The following is a 20992-nucleotide window of genomic DNA, read 5'->3' as shown; positions in this document are numbered from 1 at the left end:
CATGCTAGGTAGGTGTGGAGGCTTTTTTCGCAAAAGCAAATCAGGCTACATAAGGAGGACTTTCGACATGCCTTTAGTATCAATGACGGAAATGTTGAATAAAGCAAAAGAAAACGGATATGCTGTCGGACAATTTAACTTAAATAACCTTGAGTTCACTCAAGCGATTTTACAAGCCGCTGAAGAAGAGAAATCTCCTGTTATCCTCGGTGTATCAGAAGGTGCGGGACGCTATATGGGCGGTTTTAAAACCGTTGTTGCAATGGTTAAAGCGCTGATGGAAGAATACAACGTAACAGTGCCTGTTGCGATTCACTTAGACCACGGTTCAAGCTTTGAATCTTGTGCAAAAGCGATTCATGCGGGATTCACTTCCGTTATGATCGACGCTTCTCACCATCCTTTCGAGGAAAACGTTGCGACGACTTCAAAAGTTGTTGAGCTCGCTCATTTCCACGGCGTATCAGTTGAAGCTGAGCTTGGAACTGTAGGCGGACAGGAAGACGACGTAATTGCAGATGGCGTCATCTACGCGGATCCTAAAGAGTGCCAAGAGCTTGTTGAGCGCACAGGAATCGACTGCCTTGCTCCTGCATTAGGTTCTGTTCACGGTCCTTACAAAGGCGAACCAAACCTTGGATTTAAAGAAATGGAAGAAATCGGAAATACAACTGGTCTTCCGCTCGTACTTCACGGCGGTACAGGCATTCCGACTGCCGACATTAAGAAAGCTATTTCTTTAGGTACGGCAAAAATCAACGTCAACACTGAAAACCAAATCGCTTCCGCGAAAGCTGTTCGCGAAACGCTGGCTGCGAAGCCTGAAGAGTATGATCCGCGCAAATACCTCGGACCTGCACGCGAAGCTATCAAAGAAACAGTTATCGGCAAAATGCGCGAATTTGGTTCTTCAAACAAAGCATAATGACGATTGGAAAAGCATCTGTTTTCCCGCAAAGCCGGGGAAACAGGATGTTTTTCTGGTGTTTTAGAGGGAAGTGCTGTTAACACATGCCATGTGACGGCATGAGGCTCTTTTGCTTCCCGTTCAGTCAAAAAAGCCGCCTGATAGCGACAGGCGGTTTTATCCATATCATCCGGAAAGCGCAAACAAGTTCCACAGTTCAGACATTTTCATGACAGGAGGTTTTATCAATATGCTGTTTTTTATTGATACTGCAAATTTAGACGAAATTAAAGAGGCGCACGCTCTCGGCGTGCTTGCGGGAGTTACGACAAATCCTAGTTTAGTAGCAAAAGAAAACATTTCGTTTCATGACCGTCTGCGTGAAATTACCGAAGTGGTTTCTGGGTCAGTCAGCGCCGAGGTTATTTCTCTGAAGGCTGAAGAGATGATTGAAGAAGGAAAAGAGCTTGCGAAAATCGCGCCGAATATTACGGTGAAAATTCCGATGACGCCTGACGGCCTGAAAGCTGTTAAAGCATTAACCGATCTCGGAATTAAAACGAACGTCACACTGATCTTCAGCGCAAATCAGGCGCTTCTTGCCGCAAGAGCAGGAGCTACGTATGTTTCCCCGTTCCTGGGACGCCTTGACGATATCGGCCACAACGGCCTCGACTTGATCAGTGAAATTAAACAAATTTTCGATGTGCACGGTTTGGACACGCAAATCATCGCCGCGTCCATCCGCCATGCGCAGCATGTGACTGAGGCCGCGCTCAGGGGAGCTCATATCGGCACGATGCCTCTCAAAGTCATTCACCAGCTTACAAAGCACCCGCTTACTGATAAAGGGATCGAACAGTTTTTGGCTGACTGGAATAAATAATTGCTTCATGTGGGTGGCAAGTGGAGGGGCTCCCTCCGTTTGTCACCATTTTGTCTTACAAAGAGAAATGAATGTTTTGCAGAAGAGAACCTTGCCGCAGTCTGCTTCGCTACTTTTCTTCCCGATAAATTTGAAATGTGTTGTATTCTTTCTCTTTTAATTGGATAGATTTTGAAATGAACCATTTATTTTGAGTTTGAAGGAAATCTCATTATGAAGCGCTCCATTAGCTATCTTCTTTAAGGAAGGAGACGATCATGGAAAAGTTAAATATAGCTGGCGGCGATCCTCTCAATGGCACAGTACATATAAGCGGAGCGAAAAACAGCGCTGTCGCTCTCATACCTGCGACGATTTTGGCTGATTCGACGGTTACGCTTGAAGGCCTTCCCCATATTTCAGACATTTTGACGCTTCGCGATCTGCTGAGAGAGATCGGCGGAAACGTTCACTTTGAAAAGGGAGAAATGGTCGTTGATCCTGCGCCGATGATCAGCATGCCTTTGCCGAATGGAAAAGTGAAACAGCTTCGGGCTTCTTATTACTTAATGGGCGCGATGCTAGGACGCTTTAAGAAAGCGGTCATCGGCCTTCCAGGCGGCTGCCACCTTGGTCCGAGACCGATTGATCAGCATATCAAAGGTTTTGAGGCGCTCGGAGCCGAAGTGACAAACGAACAGGGTGCGATCTATCTGCGTGCGGAGGAATTAAAAGGCGCGCGCATTTATCTTGATGTCGTCAGTGTTGGAGCAACGATCAACATCATGCTTGCCGCCGTGCTTGCCAAAGGCAGAACCGTAATTGAAAACGCTGCGAAAGAACCTGAGATTATCGATGTTGCCACTCTTTTAACAAGCATGGGAGCAAAAATAAAAGGCGCCGGTACGGACGTCATCCGCATCGAAGGCGTTGAATCGCTTCACGGGTGCAGACACTCGATTATTCCGGACCGGATCGAAGCCGGCACTTTCATGATTGCAGCTGCTTCCATGGGACAAGAAGTGCTGATTGATAATGTAATTCCGACGCATTTGGAATCGTTAATCGCCAAGCTCCGCGAAATGGGGGTTCGAATCGAAGAAAGCAGCGAGCAGATTTTAATGGTCGGCGGACAGAAAGAGCTGAAACCGGTCGATTTGAAAACGCTCGTATACCCCGGCTTTCCGACCGATCTGCAGCAGCCGATGACATCGCTTTTAACGAAGGCAAACGGGACGAGCGTTGTCACTGACACCATTTACTCCGCTCGCTTCAAACATATTGACGAGCTGAGACGCATGGGTGCGTCGATGAAGGTTGAAGGAAGATCGGCGATCATTACCGGGCCAGCTCCTTTGCAGGGCGCCAAGGTGAAAGCGAGTGATCTTCGGGCGGGAGCATGTCTCGTTGTTGCCGGTCTAATGGCGGAAGGTGTCACGGAAATCACCGGTTTGGAGCACCTTGACAGAGGCTACAGTCAGCTTGAAGAAAAGCTGACAAAGCTCGGGGCCACTGTCTGGCGCGAAAAATTGACAGACCAGGAAATTGAACAGCTGCAAAACTCGTGATCGACAAATGCTGTTATAGATAAAACATAAAACGATTTCATATGGGTGAGAGGAGATTAGATAGGAATGGAAAGAAGCTTATCGATGGAACTTGTTCGTGTGACAGAAGCGGCTGCGCTAAAGTCAGCGCGCTGGATGGGAAGAGGTAAAAAAGACGAAGCCGACGACGCTGCGACAAGCGCCATGAGGGATGTGTTTGACACCATTCCTATGAAGGGAACGGTGGTAATCGGAGAAGGGGAAATGGACGAAGCGCCGATGCTTTATATTGGAGAAAAGCTCGGCAACGGCTACGGCCCTCGAGTAGACGTAGCAGTAGACCCTCTCGAAGGGACGAACATCGTCGCTAGCGGCGGATGGAACGCTCTCGCAGTCATTGCGGTGGCTGATCACGGAAACCTGCTGAATGCGCCTGACATGTATATGGATAAAATCGCTGTAGGTCCTGAAGCTGTAGGCTGCATCGATATTGAAGCGCCTGTGATTGATAACTTGAAAGCTGTGGCAAAAGCAAAGAATAAAGATGTGGAAGATGTTGTAGCCACGATTTTGAACCGTCCGCGGCATGAGAAAATCATCCATGAGCTTCGCGAAGCAGGCGCCAGAATCAAGCTGATCAATGACGGGGACGTGGCCGGTGCGATTAACACCGCTTTTGATCATACAGGCGTCGATATTTTATTCGGCTCAGGAGGCGCTCCGGAAGGCGTACTCTCGGCTGTTGCACTCAAAGCTCTCGGAGGGGAAATTCACGGAAAGCTTCTTCCTCAAAGTGAGGAAGAACTGAGACGCTGTGAAAAGATGGGGCTTGATACGGGCAAAGTGCTCCGCATGGAAGACCTCGTCAAAGGAGACGATGCGATTTTCGCCGCAACTGGCGTCACAGACGGAGAGCTCCTGAAAGGCGTGCAATTCAAAGGATCTGTTGGAACGACCCACAGCGTAGTCATGAGGGCAAAATCCGGTACGGTACGGTTTGTGGACGGAAGACACAGTCTCAAGAAAAAACCTAACCTAGTCATCCGGCCATAAGGAAAAGGAAAAGCGGGGATATAAACGACCCGCTTTTCCCTTGTATTTCACTTCACGAATTGAATCAAGGTTCATACTCTGATAAAATAGCTAACGGCTTTTCTTCTTCATGTCAAGGCATTTTTCAAAACAGGGTCATCTCTATCAATTTCATGTCAAATCATAAATGAAGTTGAATATGTACGAAAAATGAGGTAAAACTAAAGAGTGCTGCGAAATTTTCTGCACATGCTGGTTCCTAGAGAGAACCAAAATCCTGCCGCATCTATCAGATATGCGATTATCTTCTCTTGTTAAGTCCTCGCTTCTTTCTCGACTCATACTTATAATCCTTTTCAATACGTCGATATATATGGGTAGAAGCGTTGCCGGTAAAACGAATCGGCAGTATACATTAATCGTCTTTCGTGAAATTGATGAGACAAAGTAAATTATTCGATTAGAAAAGAGTGGTGTTCTTAGTGAAAGATGTATCCATTTCATCTTTGGAAAATATGAAATTAAAAGAGCTGTATGAGCTTGCAAGGCATTATAAAGTCTCTTATTACAGCAAACTGACAAAAAAGGAACTGATTTTTGCCATTCTGAAAGCAAACGCCGAACAGGAAGATCTGCTGTTCATGGAAGGCGTATTGGAAATCATCCAGTCCGAAGGGTTCGGCTTTCTCAGACCGATCAACTACTCGCCTAGTTCAGAGGATATCTATATTTCCGCCTCACAAATCCGCCGTTTTGATTTGAGAAACGGTGATAAAGTGTCCGGAAAGGTCCGCCCTCCAAAAGAAAACGAACGGTATTACGGCCTGCTGCACGTTGAAGCGGTTAACGGCGACGATCCTGAATCAGCAAAAGAACGCGTGCACTTTCCGGCATTAACGCCTCTTTATCCAGATCGCCAGATGGTGCTTGAAACGAAGCCGAATCACCTGTCAACACGGATCATGGACATGATGGCGCCGGTCGGCTTTGGACAGCGCGGTCTGATCGTCGCTCCGCCTAAAGCGGGTAAAACCATGCTCTTGAAAGAGATCGCGAACAGCATCACAACCAATCATCCGGAAGCGGAGCTGATCGTGCTTCTTATCGATGAAAGACCTGAGGAAGTGACCGACATCGAACGTTCGGTTGCAGGAGACGTTGTCAGCTCAACGTTTGACGAAGTTCCTGAAAACCATATCAAGGTGGCCGAGCTTGTATTGGAACGTGCAATGAGGCTTGTTGAGCATAAAAAGGACGTTATCATTTTAATGGACAGCATTACAAGGCTTGCCCGCGCCTATAACCTTGTCATTCCGCCGAGCGGCAGAACATTGTCCGGGGGAATCGATCCCGGCGCTTTCCACCGTCCAAAGCGTTTCTTTGGAGCAGCCCGCAACATTGAAGAGGGCGGCAGCTTAACGATCCTGGCGACCGCTCTCGTCGACACGGGCTCGCGGATGGATGACGTCATCTATGAGGAATTTAAAGGAACAGGGAACATGGAGCTTCATCTTGACCGTTCTCTTGCGGAAAGAAGAATCTTTCCTGCCATTGATATTCGCCGTTCGGGTACGCGTAAAGAAGAGCTTCTCGTTCCGAAAGAGCACCTTGATCGTCTGTGGTCAATCCGGAAAACGATGTCTGACACGCCTGACTTCGTCGAGAAATTCATGAGAAAAATGAAAAAGACGAAAACGAATCAGGAGTTTTTCGATATTCTGATCCAGGAATGGAAACAAGCCAATATGTCTGCTGCAAGGCGCTGATTTAAAACTTTAGTTTGCAAAACGTCCGAATCGCTGTTATAATTCTATCATGTGCGTTCCGGAGGTTTTGCCCCGGAATAATAACTCTGTTTCCGAATTGGATTCAGGGCGGAAGGAGATGACAGACATGAAAGCAGGAATTCATCCTGAGTTCAAAAAAGCAACAGTCAAATGCGCTTGTGGAAACGAATTTGAAACAGGTTCAGTAAAAGAAGAGGTACGCGTTGAGATTTGTTCTGAATGCCATCCGTTCTACACTGGCCGCCAAAAATTCGCTTCTGCTGATGGTCGTGTTGATCGCTTTAACAAAAAATACGGTCTTAAGTAATAATAGATATGATAAACAGGCAGGGATTCTTCTTGCCTGTTTTTTACTTGCAATAATTGCTGGAGAGGAGTTAGTTGGATGTACATCATGAAGCAAAGCGGCTGGCTTGAACTCATATGCGGAAGCATGTTTTCGGGCAAATCAGAGGAGCTCATCCGCCGGATCAAAAGGGCGACGTTTGCGAAGCAGGAAGTCAAAGTGTTTAAACCAGCCATTGATAATCGCTACAGCAGCGAATCGGTTGTATCGCATAATGGGACATCCATTGTGTGCCATGCCATCGCATCTCCGGAAGAAATTTTTCAATACATAAGCAAAGAAACGGATGTCATCGGCGTCGATGAAGTGCAGTTTTTTGACGAAACGATTGTCGGCACGTTAACTTCTCTGGCTGATCAGGGCTACCGTGTGATTGCAGCAGGCCTTGATTTGGATTTCCGGGGCGAGCCTTTCGGCGTCGTGCCCGATCTGATGGCTTTAGCGGAAACGGTGACCAAGCTGCAAGCCGTGTGCTCTGTCTGCGGATCTCCAGCCAGCCGCACGCAGAGGCTGATCAATGGAAAACCTGCTTCTTATGACGATCCGGTCATTTTGGTTGGGGCCTCCGAAGCATATGAAGCGCGCTGCCGCCACCATCATGAAGTGCCTGGAAACCCGAAATGAAATCGGAAAAACATATAGATTTTCACTCGAAAACACTTGGTAAAAACAAGTGTTTTTTTTATTGAATCCTTTTTGCGGGAATTAATGTAATTAAAAAACTTAATTAAGAATACGAAAAAATTAACTAATTTTCATCGCTTGAATTTTGACAAAAGCAGGCATAAAATGACTTACTGTAGTCAGTAAAAAGTAAATAGGTTTTAGGAAATGTTCAGTTTTTTGTCAAAAAACGCGCGTTACATATTTGACAAATCTACATGTGTAAAAAGGCAAATATTCTATATTGTTTACCGTATTTATTTCACTTCATTAACATTTTAAGAAAGAAGGTAATTAGTGTGAACAACATGAGAAGAACGAAGGAAGGACATTTGGAGACTTCTTTGCGGGGTAAAGACGTTCTTTCCATTCCAACGCTAAATAAAGGTGTTGCATTTTCTCTTGAAGAAAGAAAGAACCTCGGTCTAGAAGGGCTTCTGCCGCCGACTGTTCTCAGCCTTGATCAGCAGGCAGAACGGGCTTACGAACAATTTTCCCGTCAACCTGACAGACTTCGCCAAAACGTATATTTGAACGATCTGCAAAACAGAAACGAAGTGCTTTTCTATAAATTATTGCAAAACCACCTGCGTGAAATGCTTCCGGTTGTCTATACGCCTACTGTCGGCGAAGCGATTCAGGAATACAGCCACGAATACCGCAGACCGCACGGCGTTTACTTGTCAATCGATGATATGGACGGAATCGAAACGGCTTTTAAAAACCTGCAGGCATCTGCTGATGACATCGATTTGATCGTCGCTACAGATTCCGAAAGCATTTTGGGGATCGGCGACTGGGGCGTCGGAGGCATCAATATTGCGATTGGTAAGCTTGCAGTATATACGGCGGCAGCGGGAATCGATCCGAGCCGCGTTATCCCGGTCGTACTGGATGTCGGAACGAATAATGAAAAACTGCTAAACGATCCGCTCTATATCGGAAACCGTCATCCGCGTGTAGAAGGCGAGCGCTATGAACAATTTATCGACGCTTATGTCGAAACAGCATTGAAGCTTTTCCCTAACGCGCTTCTACACTGGGAAGATTTCGGAAATAAAAATGCCCGCAATATCATGAGTAAATATAACCATAAAATTGCAACATTTAATGATGATATTCAAGGAACAGGGGCTATCACGCTGGCTGCGATTTTAGCAGCTGTCAAAAAGACCGGCACGTCTTTGAAAGACCACCGGGTCGTCATCTTCGGACCTGGTTCTGCTGGTATAGGAATCGCTGACCAAATCCGCGACACCATGGTGCTTGAAGGGCTTTCAGAAGAAGAAGCCAACCGTGCATTCTGGACAGTCGATTACAGAGGATTATTAACGACAGGCATGGATCAAATCATGGATTTCCAAGAACCGTATTTGCGCGATACGGAAGAAGTGAAAGATTGGAAACGCAATGAAAAGGGAGAGATTTCCTTTGAGGAAGTCATCCGTCAAGTGAAGCCTACGATCCTGATTGGTACATCAGGTGTTGCCGGCGCCTTTAGTGAAGAAATCATCAAAGAGATGGCGGCTCATACTGAGCGTCCTGTGATTCTGCCGATGTCAAATCCGACACATCTGGCCGAAGCTGTTCCTGAAGACTTGTTCAAATGGACGGACGGAAAAGCGCTTGTGGCGACGGGAAGCCCGTTTGAAGCTGTTGAGTACAATGGCGTGAAACACGAAATCGGACAATCCAATAACGCTTTTGTATTCCCTGGATTAGGCCTGGGTACAATCGTTGCGAAAGCGAAAGTCATCACAAACGGCATGTTTGCTGCATCTGCCAACGCGGTCGCGAACATGGTGGATCATGAAAAGCCGGGTGCAGGTCTTCTGCCGAAAATCGACGACCTGCAAGACGTATCCGTTCAAGTGGCGATCGACGTTGTAAAAGCTGCCATTAAAGACGGCGTGGCCCAAGTTCAGCCTGAAGATGTCGAAAAGGCTGTCCGCGAAGCCATGTGGCGTCCGGAGTATAAAACAATTGTTGCAAAACAAGACTAATATTAGGTTCTGAGGAAACGATAAAAGAAACGGCAGCCCGGGTGCGGATGTTTTGTCACCGGGCTGCACCAATCAAATTTGAAAAAAATGGGGTCGGCGGCTGTGTAACAGGGCGACCGCGTTTATCAGCCGCCGTTAATACGTCCCTGAAAGGGACAACATAGAGGAGGAAACAGCCTTGAGCTTTTTAAATATTTTAATCCTCCTTGCGCCAATATTTTTTGTTATTGCGCTGGGATGGTTTGCGGGTCACTTTGGAAGCTATGATGCTAAATCAGCAAAAGGGGTAAGTACGCTCGTAACGAAATACGCGCTTCCGGCCCACTTTGTATCAAGCATTTTGTCAACGCCAAAAGATAAGTTTTACAGCCAGATTCCGCTTATGATTTCATTGGTAATCGGTATCGTTGGATTTTACGTTATTATTTTGCTTCTTTTACGATTTTTGTTTAAATACGATTTAACAGATGCTTCAATGTTCTCATTGAACTCAGCACAGCCGACATTCGCCTTTATGGGCATTCCTGTATTGGGCAGCCTGTTCGGCATGCAGGAAGTTGCGATTCCAATCGCGATTACGGGAATTGTCGTAAATGCGATGCTTGATCCTCTTGCGATCATCGTCGGAACCGTCGGCCGTTCTTCTAAAAAACAAACGGAAACGACAGACAGCATTTGGAAGGTAACAGGAAAATCAATTTTACACGGTTTGTCTGAACCGCTCGCTTTTGCACCGCTTGCAAGTATCATTCTTGTATTATTCGGTCTGCAAATCCCTGAATTGCCGCAGAAAATGCTTGATATGCTCGGAAATACGACTTCAGGTATCGCCCTTTTCGCAGTCGGGGTGACTGTCGGAATCCGCAAAATTAAATTCAGTATGCCTGCTTTGAGCATCGCTTTATTAAAAGTCGCTGCTCAGCCTGCTTTAATGTTTGTGATCGCGATGGTCGTCGGCCTTTCTTCCGCTGACATGACAAAAGCGGTTCTGCTCGTGGCATTCCCTGGTTCTGCCGTGGCGGCCATGATTGCTACAAACTTTGAAAGCCAGGAAGCGGAAACGGCATCCGCGTTTGTGATCAGTGCGGTGCTGTCGATTATTTCGCTGCCGATATTGATTGCAATTACAGCATAAGTAAGAAAAAAGCTTGCAAGAAGCCGTTTATGGCCTTGCAAGCTTTTTTGCGCTTTAAAAAGAGAAGATCGATTTCAATTTGCTCTTTGGTTTTTTTTCTTCTCTTCTGCCGGCTGTATCTTTTTCCCGGCGGTTCATGCTTTCCAATTGGCTGATTTTCTGTTCGAGATGCTTGATCTGCTGCCGTTCTTCTTCCAGTTCGCGCCTTTGCTGCAGAAGCTGATAGGAGACGACATCGTCCGCTTTTTGCTCCAGCTTTCTTTCCAGCTCGGCGATTTTCTTTTGGAGCAGCTCGCGTTCAAGCTGTTCATGCTCTAAAAAACGCTGCAGCCTTTCTTCGAGCCGCTCATTCAATTGCGGTGCAGGCTCTTTCGTTTGAATCATTTCGTTTTTCTTAATGAAGAAGGTTTTTTTCGGGCGTTTGACCGTGACATCCTGCATAGGCGTACCGTTTTTCAACTGCTCTTTTACTTCTTTTAAAATGGCGATATCGTCTTCCGTGAAAAAGTAGTGGCCAAGCTCATTTCGGGAAGCGGGCAGTTGCAGCTGCTTGACCCAACGCTGCACCGTTTTGGTTGAAACCCCCAGTTCATTTGCCGCATCAGCAGTATTCATAAGATACCTCCTTTTAACCTGTAACTGTTCATTAAAAAGGGTATTCGACCTGAATGAAAAGGCCTCCTTCCTGTTAGACAAAAGAAGAAGGGATTCGGCAAAGAAAGCGGTTTTTCCCCAGAGGGTGCAGCCGTTGCTATGCTTCGTAAAGCTCTAAAGGCAGGCCGTCCGGGTCGGAGAAGAACGTATAGCGCTTGCCCGTCCCGGGATCGGTGCGGATCGGTTCAGCAGTGATGCCTTTTTGCTTGAGCTCCTTGACGGTCTGGTCAAGATCGGCCACCGTGAAAGCCAAATGGCGGAGTCCGGCAGCTTCGGGTCTGGTAAGGCGTGCGGGCGGATCCGGAAAAGAAAACAGTTCGATGACATAGCGGCCGTTTAATGAGAGGTCCAGTTTATATGATTCCCGATCCTTTCTGTACGTTTCGCTCAGAATCTCAAGTCCGAGCTTGTCGACATAGAATGTTTTGGATGCTTCATAATCCGAGCATATGATGGCGATGTGATGAATCGATTCCAGCATTGAGTCAAGCTCCTTTTTTCTTAAAAGTATAGCAAAAAGACGCGGCTGCTGCCGATAACGGCGAAGTTGTTTTGACGGGGAAGAGTCCCTATACTATAATTAGAATGTTACGCACAGCAAACAGAGGTGAATAGCGTGTTAGACCGTTTAAAATCGATAGAGGACCGGTACGAAAAATTAAATGAACTATTAAGCGATCCGGAGGTTGTCAACGATCCGAAGAAGCTTAGAGAATATTCGAAAGAACAATCTGATTTACAGGAAACAGTTGAAGTATACAGACGTTATCGTAGCGCGTCGGAACAGCTGAGCGATGCTAAAGCGATGCTTGAAGAAAAGCTTGACTCCGACATGCGCGAGATGGTGAAAGAGGAGATTTCCGAACTGCAGGAAGAAATCGAGTCGCTCACAGATCAGCTGAAGGTATTGCTGATCCCTAAAGATCCGAATGATGACAAAAACGTTATCATGGAAATCCGCGGCGCAGCGGGCGGAGAAGAGGCCGCTTTATTTGCCGGCAACCTTTACCGCATGTACAGCCGCTACGCAGAGCTCCAAGGCTGGAAAACAGAAGTGATGGAAGCGAATATGACAGGTACAGGCGGATATAAAGAGATCATTTTTATGATCAATGGGAACGGCGCATACTCAAGGCTGAAGTATGAGAACGGCGCACACCGCGTACAGCGCGTTCCAGAGACCGAATCCGGCGGGCGCATCCATACATCCACGGCAACGGTAGCCTGCCTGCCTGAAGCGGAAGAGGTAGAAGTCGATATACATGAAAAAGACATTCGCGTCGACACCTTCGCATCGAGCGGTCCGGGAGGGCAAAGCGTCAATACGACGATGTCAGCCGTCCGTCTGACCCACCTTCCGACAGGTGTTGTCGTGTCTTGCCAGGATGAGAAATCTCAGATCAAAAACAAAGAAAAAGCGATGAAGGTTCTGCGCGCGCGAATTTACGACAAATTTCAGCAGGAAGCTCAGGCTGAATATGATCAAAACCGGAAATCCGCCGTCGGAACAGGAGACCGCTCTGAGCGCATCCGCACGTATAACTTTCCGCAAAACCGCGTTACCGATCACAGGATCGGCTTGACGATCCAAAAGCTCGACCAAATCCTTGAAGGCAAGCTTGATGAAGTGATTGACGCCCTGATTGTAGAGGATCAGGCAAGCAAGCTTCAGCAGGCGGAGAGCTAAACATGAAAACAATTTTTGAAGCCCTCAGGTGGGCTTCTTCTTATTTGACGGAAGCGGGAAGAGACCGGAATGCCGCGGAAATTTTGCTGACAGATCAGCTGAACATCGACCGCAGCAAACTGTTGGCAAGCTTCCATGATGTCATATCAGAGTCTGATTTTGCGAGGTTTAAAAAATCTGTCGAGCTTCATCATCAAGGAGTGCCTGTTCAATATATCACCGGAAAAGAGTCCTTTTACGGAAGGGAATTTTCGGTAAATGAACACGTTCTGATTCCGCGTCCTGAAACAGAGGAAGTCGTTGAAGCTGTCCTTTCCGAAGCGGAAAGAGTTTTTCACGGGACAGATCGTCTTAAAGCTGTCGATGTCGGTACAGGAAGCGGGGCGATTGCAGTGACCCTTGCGCTTGAGAGCCCGCGTTTTTCCGTCACGGCGACGGATATTTCGGAACAAGCTTTAAGTACCGCAAGACACAACGCTGACCGGCTTGGGGCGAAAGTGGATTTCCTCTGCGGTGATTTGCTTGAACCGCTTATCGCGCGACAGAAGAAAGCTGATGTCATCGTTTCGAATCCACCTTATATATCCGAGGAAGACATGAGGACGCTGTCAGATGTCGTCCGTCTCCATGAACCCGCCGGGGCTTTAACGGACGGTGCTGACGGATTGCAGTTTTATAAGCGTTTCATGAAGGAAATTCCATCTGTCATCGCAGATCAGGCACTGGTGGTGTTTGAAATCGGCTGGACTCAGGGGAATGCCGTTAAAGACATGTTTCACCGGTTCTTTCCTGATGCTGACGTGCGGGTGAAGAAAGATCTTAATGGAAAAGACCGCATCGTCTGCGCGGTAATTGAACAACATAGTTAAAAGTGACTCCAAAAGTTAGACAATAAAATGTCATGAAACAGTTTAACTGGCATGATTCCGGTATTGTACCAGGCTCATGCCTTTTCATTTGATCTTGATCCGTTTATGCCCTTCATTCCCCGCAAATTACCCTTTAGTTCCTCAGCTGTAAATTTAGCCATTAGAAAACTGCGCCTCCAATTGTTAAGTGTGTCGAACAAAAGGGGGGCGGCTCAAATTCCCGGTGGAAAATAGGAACCGCAGCCTTGACCGTTCTGGCGGCGTGCTTTACCATTTTTTAACAAAATTTTTATCTGAATAAAATAAAAAATAGTTCAAGATTAATATATATACTAAACAGATTGTCTTATTTTTAATGCAGGGGACAGTGTCACGACATCCCTCTGTAAGCCGCTTTCCCCATTCAGAAGGTTTACCATTGCACATACGGCTTTTTGAGCCAGCTCTTCAACAGGTATATCGATTGTCGTGATTTCCGGATCGGTCACCTCACAGATCGATTGATTGTCATATCCAAGCACTGCAAGCTGCTTTGGCACTTCATATTGATAATATCGGGCCCTTTTAATAATTCCTGCGGCCACTTGGTCGTTTCCCGTAAAAATGGCGGTCGGCTTTTCGGACATGTTGTGGATCTGGTCCATAATGCGGAAGCCGTCATGAATGGTAAATGCGTGGCTGAACATCCACTTCTCCTGGAAACGCAAACCTGCATCAGACAATGCTTTCATAAACCCTTCTTTTCTCATAATCTGGGCCTTGCTGTGTATCGTGTCACAGCAAAAGGCCATTAAATGATGCCCTTTTTGAATAAAAAGCTCCGTTCCTTTATATCCGGCTTCGAATTCGTCATAGCAGATCACCGGCACGTCCGCTTCGGCGTGGAATTCATTTGCCATAACCACGGGACCGTATTTGACGTATTTTTTGATGTCTTCCCATTCATTTTCAAGGCTGCATAGCATAACGCCGTCGACTTCTTTCCTCTTGAGCAGCTCCAGTACTTTCAGTTCATTCTGCTTTTGATAAAACGTCTGAAACACAATGACTTTGTATTGGTGTTTCAGCGCTTCAGCGGACATATGCTTCATAAGCTGAGCGAAGAAGGGGTGGTCCGCGTGTGGGACAGACACTGCGAGAAACATCGTTTTGTTGGATCTGAGCTTTCGTGCAGACGTGTTCGGGATGTAGTCCAATTTTTCGATGACTTCCAAAACCCGCTTCCTTTTTTCTTCAGATACATAGGGATGATCGTTCAGTACTCTTGAAACAGTTGTTTTTGACACATTACTTAATTTTGCAATTTCGTCAATCGTAGGCATAAAGTCACTTCCTGAAAAAAAGAGTTGTTATGGTATCGATTCCATCATTTAAGATATGTCATGAAATATGACAATTTCCCAAAATAATAAAAATGGGGTGAAATTGATGAAAACCGCAAACGAAAACATGACTTGCACGAGCAAACAGCTATTTGTCCTTCTGAATGATTTGAAGGAAGGAAAGCTCGCTGGTGAATGCCGTATAGACGACACACTGGCCAATCAAAAATTAAAAGAGACATTGCAGCAGGATCAATTCGACATAACCGCCAATTTGCTGAACAGAATGGATTCCCCGCCCTCCAGAGTTGACTTTATGCCGCTTCATCGACTGATCACAGAAGAAGAAGTAGATGACGTGGTTCATGCGGTGAAAGACGTGCTGCCGACCGGGCAATTTACAAGCGGTTCTTATGTTGGCGTATTTGAAGCTGAAATAGCTGCTTTTTTGAGCAAAAAGCATGTCATGGCTTCATCCAGCGGAACCGATGCCATGATTGTCGCGCTGAAGGCTGCGGGTGTTGGACAAGGTGATGAAGTCATTATGCCTGCAAACAGCTTTGCTGCAACGGAAAACGCCGTGCTCGCAGCTGGAGGCACTCCGATTTTCTGCGATATTGACCCTGTTACATTTTGCATGGATCCTTCAGAAATTGAAGCATGTGTCACTTTGAAAACGAAATGCATTTTGCCTGTACACCTTTATGGAAAGCTGCCTGACATGGAAGCCATTGCAAAAACCGCTGATAAATACGGCATCCCGATTATTGAAGACGCCTGCCAGGCGATCGGCGTTTCCGATCTGGGAAAAAACAGCCTTTGCTCCATATTAAGCTTCAATCCGTATAAAAATCTCGGCACTTGCGGAAAAGCCGGCGCAATTGTGACGGATGATCCATCATTTGCATCCGCATGCATGGAATATATGTATCACGGCTTTGAACTGAATCAAAAAAATAAAAAGGCGGCTGACTACGGCTTTAACGCTAAGATTGATAATCTGCAAGCCGCTATTGGACTGGCAAGGATGAAATATCTTTCTTTAAATAATCTGAAGCGCTTATATTTAGCAGATCGTTATATTGCGCATTTGCAGCAGTATGAAGACAGAGGTCTGATCAAATTGCCTCAAATGACCGATGATCATGTATGGCATTTGTTTACAATTAAAATACTAAACGGAAATCGTGACCAAGTCAAAGATATGATGCTTAAATTTCATAATGTCCAAACAGATATATACTACCCGATTTTATCCCATCATCAAAACACACCACTTGTAAAAGCCAATTATCGGCACACATCACTGCCGGTCACTGAATCAGTGCATAAACAAATGCTTCAGCTTCCTCTCTATCCGGGGCTCACCGTAGAAGAACAAGACAAAGTAATGGAGGCCTTAATTGATGTCGTATCATGAAACACTTTCTTTTCACACCTTGCAGCAAGCAAACAAGCCGAAGTACGCCGTATTTTGCGATTTTGATGAGACATATTTCGCCCACAGCATCACCGATGAATCGAGAAAAGCGCTCATGGACCTTGAAACATTTATTCATTCGCACCATCTTGATCACAAGATTTTGCTCGGCTGGGTGACCGGGAGCAGCCTGTCATCCGTTCTTGCAAAAATGAAGCGGGGAGGCTTTCGATATCTTCCGCATTTTGTCGCCGGTGACCTTGGCACTGAAATCACTTATTTCTCTGAAGAAGGCCAAGTCTCTGATAAAGATTGGGAAGCCCGATTGCAAGAATCAAATTTCTCCCATGATCTGGTCGAAGAAATCAAGCAGACTCTCTCTAAAAAATATGAGATTGCGCTTGTGCCTCAGACTCAGCATGGCTTTTCCCGCTATAAAATCAACTATTACTATAAATCGTTGGATGAGAGCATAGATAAGAGGGCGCTTGAAGCCATCAGGCGGCTTGCAAGAGAGCATGGAATAGGAGTAAATATCAATCGCTGCAACCCTTTGGCAGGCGATCCGGAAAACAGCTATGATGTGGACTTTATCCCCTTGCGGACAGGCAAACCGTACATTGTGGATTTTATATTGGATAAATTCGCGATAGAGAGGGAGAATTCATTTGCTTTCGGCGACAGCGGAAACGATGTGGATATGCTTAAAAAAACCGGACATGGTTATCTGGTGGGGAATGCGACAGCAGAAGCCAAGTCGCTCCATTCCCGTATGACAGAAGGCAGCTATACGGCTGGAATTTTAGAAGTGCTAAAAGCCCATATCAAACGATAAGGAGTGTCCTTAGATGAAAATCGGAATTATAGGAGCCGGAGGAATTGCAAAAGCCCATGCGAAAGCTCTTTCAACAGTCAAAGGTGCCGAGCTTTCCGGGTTTTTTGATATCAACTCGCTTGCCTCTCGTAAATGTGCGTTTGAATACGGAGGAACTGCCTTTACCAGTATGCAGGAGCTGTTGAATCAGTCGACGGCAGTCATCGTTTCATCGCCGAACTTTTGCCATAAAGAACATGCGCTTGAAGCGATGGCTGCAGGGAAGTATGTATTGTGTGAAAAACCGATGGCTGTCTCAATGGAAGAAGCGGAGGAGATGAAAAGCAGGGCGTCTCAATCCGCTTATATTCCGATCATGGGCTTCAATTACCGCCATCTCACATTCGTTAAGCGCCTAAAAGATATGATATCCGGCAATGAACTTGGAGATATTTTGTCCATCAATGTCCATTTTAAGAAAAACAGCGCCTTGAGAAGAAAAAAATATACTTGGCGCGATCATTCGAAAAGCAACAAAACGAGCGGGGCATTAGGAGATTTGGGCGTGCATTTAATCGATCTCATACTCTATTTGTTCGACAGCCCGTTTAAACTGGACAGTTTAAAAGTCAAAATGATGACGGTCGTCAAAGAAAAAGAACAAAAACAGGTATATGTTGATGATCATTCAGAAGTATACGGCCAGCTTGAAAATCATGTGTTTGTCAATATGATTACGTCAAAATGCACAAAATCGGATGAGTGCGGCTTCAGCATCGAGGTCAACGGCCAAAACGGCGTATTTTACTATCATTCACGGCAGAAAAATCAGTTTTTGCTGAGGGCCGGATTGACGGAGCAGATGATAACAATGCCGGACACGTGGCTGACAGACCCTGAAAATGAATTTTACGGATGGGCCGATTCCTTCAGAGTTCAGCTGATCCAATGGATGAACGGAATTCGGGATCGCAATTTTGCATCTCTTGCCACTTTTGAAGATGGATACAAGACGCAGTTCTACTTAAATGAATTTTTCAATAAAGGTCAGCAGCTGTCCCTTTCAAAACAAGCAAACTAGCATTGCGAAAGACCCTTGCCGGCTGTGCCACCCAAGCCGCAAGGGTTTTATGGTCTGCAACGAAGGAGTGAGTCTAATGAAAAAAATATTTCTATTCGGCTGTTCGTTTTATTTTCTAGTAGGGGTTATCCATATTCTGCTGGGGAGCCTGTCACCGTACATCATTCAAGAATATCAACGGGATCTTCATGATCTATCCTTCCTGATCTTTTTCCAATTCACCGGTTTTCTAAACGGCGTCCTGCTTGCGCCGATGTTTGTCAGACGCACCTCTCATACGGCTGTATTGACGTTTGGCCTTCTTCTTATTCTCGTTACGCTTTTAGGTGTTTTCCTTTTTGATATGTTCATCTTTTTTGTCATCATGGGATTTTTGCTCGGCTTTGGCGCGGGTACTTTAGAAACGACGATGGGGGCGTATGTGATTGCGCAAGATAAAAATGCGAAAGGGATGAATATTTTAGAGGTTTTTTTCGGATTAGGCGCGCTGCTGTTTCCTTTTCTTATTTATATCCTTACGGAACGATATGCCTGGCATTTCCCCTTGTATGCTTTATTTATCTTCGTTTTTGTGCTCGCGTGTATGTGGGTGGTTTATTTGCGCAGAAAAACCCCCGGCACTGCTTCCGGTCAGATGGCTTATCAGGAAAAACCGACTGTATCAGCCATATTTGAAACCGGAAGGAAAGAAAAAAACATTTTCCTCTTTCTCATATTCGCTTTTGTGTATGCGGGTATCGAGACCAATTTCGCAAACTTTTTGCCGGCGCTGATGCTGGAAAAAGGGGCTGAAGAAATCAGCGTGATCAGCGTCACGTTTTTTTGGACGGGAATGGTATGCGGACGTTTATTGACAAGTATTTTTGGCGGACGCATAACTTCCGTTGGCTTTCTGATCTTCAGCGCCGGAGCCTTGACTGTTTTGCTTTTGATTCTCGCGTGGTTTCCGGTTCATCAAACACAGCTGCTCCTCGTATTTTTCATCGGGCTGTCGGCAGCCGGCATTTTTCCGTGCGCCGTCACTCTTGCCTCGTTGGCTGGAAAGCCTTTTACAGAGGAAATCACGAGTCTCTTCATTTCGTCCGCAAGTCTGGGAGGAGCGCTTCTTTCATTCTTGATCGGCTGGGCGATTGATGCAAGCGCAGCCGCTGTCTTCCCGTTTTTGCTGTTCGGCGGATTGGGGGGCTTGCTGCTGGCGATCAGCGCGGTGATTTTTTTATCCGGCCTGCAAAAAAACAAGCAGAGTCATTTGGATATGTAGATTTATTAGGAAGAGATTACAAGCTTAGTAGGATTTTTTTCAGCAGCCGTTTAAACCGTTCCATCTTTGACCATAATATTGCTAGAAAAGGTTGAAGAACGAGAGGAACGGTGGGGAAAATGAAGAAATCAAACATTGCCTGTATGTATATTTTTCTTTTATTAATAGGAGCGCTTGCAAATCTCACGACGGAAGAGACTGCCCAATCATCAGGCGGGCAGCCTGCCGTGATTCCTGATGAAGCGATTCGGCTGCGGATTTTGGCAAACAGCGACAGCGGGAGCGACCAGAGCGTCAAACGCAAAATCAGGGATGAGGTCAATAAACAAATTACGAAATGGGTGGAAAACCTGACCTCGGTTGAGGAAGCGAGACAAGTCATCAGGTCGAAGCTGCCTGAAATCCAAGAGGTTGCCATGGATGTCATGAAACGCGAAAATGTTCGGCAATCCGTGTCTGTCCGTTTTGATCGTGTTTCATTTCCGACAAAGCTATACGGCAATATGGTGTATCCGGCCGGAGAATATGAGGCTGTTTTAATTACATTAGGCAAGGGAGAGGGAGCCAACTGGTGGTGCGTCCTGTTTCCGCCACTTTGCTTTCTTGATTTTTCCAATGGGGAAGCCGTAAAGTCGCCTGAAGACGAACAAACCGCTGCCGGAGAAGACCGCCGGGAAGAAAAAACAGACGCGGCGGATGAAACGGTATCTGGCATAGATAAAGATAAAGAAGACAAAGAAGTGAAATTTTTTCTTGTCGAATGGATTACCGGGCTTTTTTCTTAAAAGGACCGCCTTGCTTTCGTGTGCAGGGCGGTTTTTTACTGTTTGTTTTTTCATGATGGTTATTGAAGCTTTTGAATATGATATAATTTTCCAAAACGGTTCAGGGGAAATACTGCTTTTCGGATATACACCTTTTGCCCCTTTCTGATGTGCCAATCACATTGCCGGCAGAAGAGAAACTGTCTTATCACCAGTACAGCGTTCATTTGCATACTCATTCAAAGCGTTGGTTCCTGCTAATCAAAATTGAAAAATGAATAGCCGGCATTCTTCCAAATCAAAAGGTATATTTTACTGTCGCCCTCATAGATTGGATAGAGAAGTTAAAAAACGGGGTGAAAAGATGTTCTACCAATTGAGGTTAGCGGAAACGAAAGACATGAATGCGATCGAAGCATTTTTAAAAAAGGCGGGGACAAGCCATAAGGGTCTTGAGGAAGCGAAGAGCCAGTTTATCATGATGGAAGACCCTCCCGATGAAATCGTCGCCTGCCTCGGAATGGAGGAATTTGAAAACAAAAAAGGACTGCTGCGCTCGCTTGTCGTGTCTGACAAGCTCAGCCAAGGCCACATCGTTTCCTTGTTTCAAAGCATGCAGGTATTGTGCGAAAAGCGAGGAATCCAAACCCTTTATTTAGTAGCCAATAAGCGAACATCGATGGATTTCCTTGAAGTGCTCGGTTTTAAACAAGCTGCGGCAATTCCTGATGAGCTGGATGAATCCGAGCATGTTTCAGACTCACTGAACGTAAACGGAGCGGTTTTAATGGAGAAAACGTCAAATTAGCCGTTAACTTATACACAGAGATATCCA

General features: G+C 46.0%; 20 protein-coding genes. 17 read left to right on the top strand and 3 right to left on the bottom strand.

All coding sequences use genetic code 11. The features are described 5' to 3' along the window. Positions 1–67: 67 nt before the first annotated feature. The 9 genes from H7F26_RS04215 to H7F26_RS04175 all read left to right on the top strand — a co-directional run bounded on the left by H7F26_RS04215 (position 68) and on the right by H7F26_RS04175 (position 10285). Positions 68–925, top strand: a complete 858-nt coding sequence (locus H7F26_RS04215; RefSeq protein ID WP_003186061.1) for a class II fructose-bisphosphate aldolase — start codon at positions 68–70, stop codon at positions 923–925. A gap of 232 nt (positions 926–1157) precedes the next feature. After that, entirely contained in the window at positions 1158–1793 is a 636-nt protein-coding gene (fsa, locus tag H7F26_RS04210) for a fructose-6-phosphate aldolase (RefSeq protein WP_003186060.1), read from the top strand. A 257-nt stretch (positions 1794–2050) separates the two neighbouring features. Further along, entirely contained in the window at positions 2051–3340 is a 1290-nt protein-coding gene (locus tag H7F26_RS04205; protein ID WP_003186058.1) for a UDP-N-acetylglucosamine 1-carboxyvinyltransferase, read from the top strand. A gap of 66 nt (positions 3341–3406) precedes the next feature. Then, on the top strand, positions 3407–4372 hold the full coding sequence (gene glpX / locus H7F26_RS04200; protein ID WP_003186056.1) for a class II fructose-bisphosphatase: 966 nt from the start codon (positions 3407–3409) through the stop codon (positions 4370–4372). Between the two features lie 461 nt (positions 4373–4833). After that, a complete protein-coding gene (gene rho, locus H7F26_RS04195; RefSeq protein ID WP_003186053.1) occupies positions 4834–6117 on the top strand; it encodes a transcription termination factor Rho in 1284 nt (427 codons plus the stop codon). A gap of 127 nt (positions 6118–6244) precedes the next feature. Further along, positions 6245–6445 (top strand): 50S ribosomal protein L31, encoded by a 201-nt coding sequence (gene rpmE, locus H7F26_RS04190; protein ID WP_003186051.1) that lies wholly within the window; start codon positions 6245–6247, stop codon positions 6443–6445. 78 nt (positions 6446–6523) lie between these two features. Next, the gene (locus H7F26_RS04185) at positions 6524–7108 is read left to right on the top strand and encodes a thymidine kinase (protein WP_003186050.1); all 585 of its coding nucleotides are present in this window, start codon (positions 6524–6526) and stop codon (positions 7106–7108) included. Between the two features lie 338 nt (positions 7109–7446). After that, the gene (malS, locus tag H7F26_RS04180; protein ID WP_003186049.1) at positions 7447–9150 is read left to right on the top strand and encodes an oxaloacetate-decarboxylating malate dehydrogenase; all 1704 of its coding nucleotides are present in this window, start codon (positions 7447–7449) and stop codon (positions 9148–9150) included. 178 nt (positions 9151–9328) lie between these two features. Next, positions 9329–10285, top strand: a complete 957-nt coding sequence (locus tag H7F26_RS04175) for an AEC family transporter (protein WP_017474074.1) — start codon at positions 9329–9331, stop codon at positions 10283–10285. A 54-nt stretch (positions 10286–10339) separates the two neighbouring features. Here H7F26_RS04175 and racA read toward each other — a convergent pair whose 3' ends face one another. Next, on the bottom strand, positions 10340–10900 hold the full coding sequence (gene racA, locus H7F26_RS04170) for a chromosome-anchoring protein RacA (protein ID WP_017474073.1): 561 nt from the start codon (positions 10898–10900) through the stop codon (positions 10340–10342). Between the two features lie 136 nt (positions 10901–11036). Continuing rightward, positions 11037–11420 carry an SMU1112c/YaeR family gloxylase I-like metalloprotein gene (locus H7F26_RS04165; RefSeq protein ID WP_009329773.1) on the bottom strand — a complete coding sequence of 128 codons (384 nt, stop codon included), beginning with the start codon at positions 11418–11420 and terminating at the stop codon, positions 11037–11039. Between the two features lie 135 nt (positions 11421–11555). On the opposite strand from H7F26_RS04165, the gene prfA reads away from it, so the two are divergent. Continuing rightward, entirely contained in the window at positions 11556–12626 is a 1071-nt protein-coding gene (gene prfA / locus H7F26_RS04160) for a peptide chain release factor 1 (RefSeq protein ID WP_003186043.1), read from the top strand. Between the two features lie 2 nt (positions 12627–12628). After that, positions 12629–13495: a peptide chain release factor N(5)-glutamine methyltransferase gene (prmC, locus tag H7F26_RS04155; protein WP_003186041.1), complete on the top strand. Its 867-nt coding sequence runs from the start codon at positions 12629–12631 to the stop codon at positions 13493–13495. A gap of 332 nt (positions 13496–13827) precedes the next feature. On the opposite strand, the gene H7F26_RS04150 is transcribed toward prmC, so the two are convergent. After that, on the bottom strand, positions 13828–14817 hold the full coding sequence (locus tag H7F26_RS04150) for a LacI family DNA-binding transcriptional regulator (protein WP_003186038.1): 990 nt from the start codon (positions 14815–14817) through the stop codon (positions 13828–13830). A 106-nt stretch (positions 14818–14923) separates the two neighbouring features. Here H7F26_RS04150 and H7F26_RS04145 point away from each other — a divergent pair, with 106 nt between their 5' ends. The 6 genes from H7F26_RS04145 to H7F26_RS04120 all read left to right on the top strand — a co-directional run bounded on the left by H7F26_RS04145 (position 14924) and on the right by H7F26_RS04120 (position 20965). Continuing rightward, positions 14924–16237 (top strand): DegT/DnrJ/EryC1/StrS family aminotransferase, encoded by a 1314-nt coding sequence (locus tag H7F26_RS04145; RefSeq protein WP_009329769.1) that lies wholly within the window; start codon positions 14924–14926, stop codon positions 16235–16237. Then, positions 16224–17072 carry an HAD-IIB family hydrolase gene (locus H7F26_RS04140; RefSeq protein ID WP_009329766.1) on the top strand — a complete coding sequence of 283 codons (849 nt, stop codon included), beginning with the start codon at positions 16224–16226 and terminating at the stop codon, positions 17070–17072. Before H7F26_RS04145 ends, H7F26_RS04140 begins: the two co-directional genes overlap by 14 nt. Before the next feature lie 13 nt (positions 17073–17085). Beyond that, the gene (locus H7F26_RS04135) at positions 17086–18132 is read left to right on the top strand and encodes a Gfo/Idh/MocA family protein (RefSeq protein ID WP_003186031.1); all 1047 of its coding nucleotides are present in this window, start codon (positions 17086–17088) and stop codon (positions 18130–18132) included. A gap of 76 nt (positions 18133–18208) precedes the next feature. Beyond that, positions 18209–19393, top strand: coding sequence for an MFS transporter (locus tag H7F26_RS04130; protein WP_009329764.1), 1185 nt, complete (start codon positions 18209–18211; stop codon positions 19391–19393). A 119-nt stretch (positions 19394–19512) separates the two neighbouring features. Then, complete coding sequence (spoIIR, locus tag H7F26_RS04125; protein ID WP_003186028.1) at positions 19513–20178, top strand: stage II sporulation protein R; 666 nt, start codon at positions 19513–19515, stop codon at positions 20176–20178. A gap of 343 nt (positions 20179–20521) precedes the next feature. Further along, complete coding sequence (locus H7F26_RS04120) at positions 20522–20965, top strand: GNAT family N-acetyltransferase (protein ID WP_003186027.1); 444 nt, start codon at positions 20522–20524, stop codon at positions 20963–20965. Positions 20966–20992 lie beyond the last annotated feature (27 nt).

The organism is Bacillus sp. PAMC28748 (genome assembly GCF_014250415.1).
Taxonomy (GTDB): Bacteria; Bacillota; Bacilli; order Bacillales; family Bacillaceae; genus Bacillus; species Bacillus licheniformis.
This window is presented reverse-complemented; position numbering and strand designations above follow the sequence as displayed.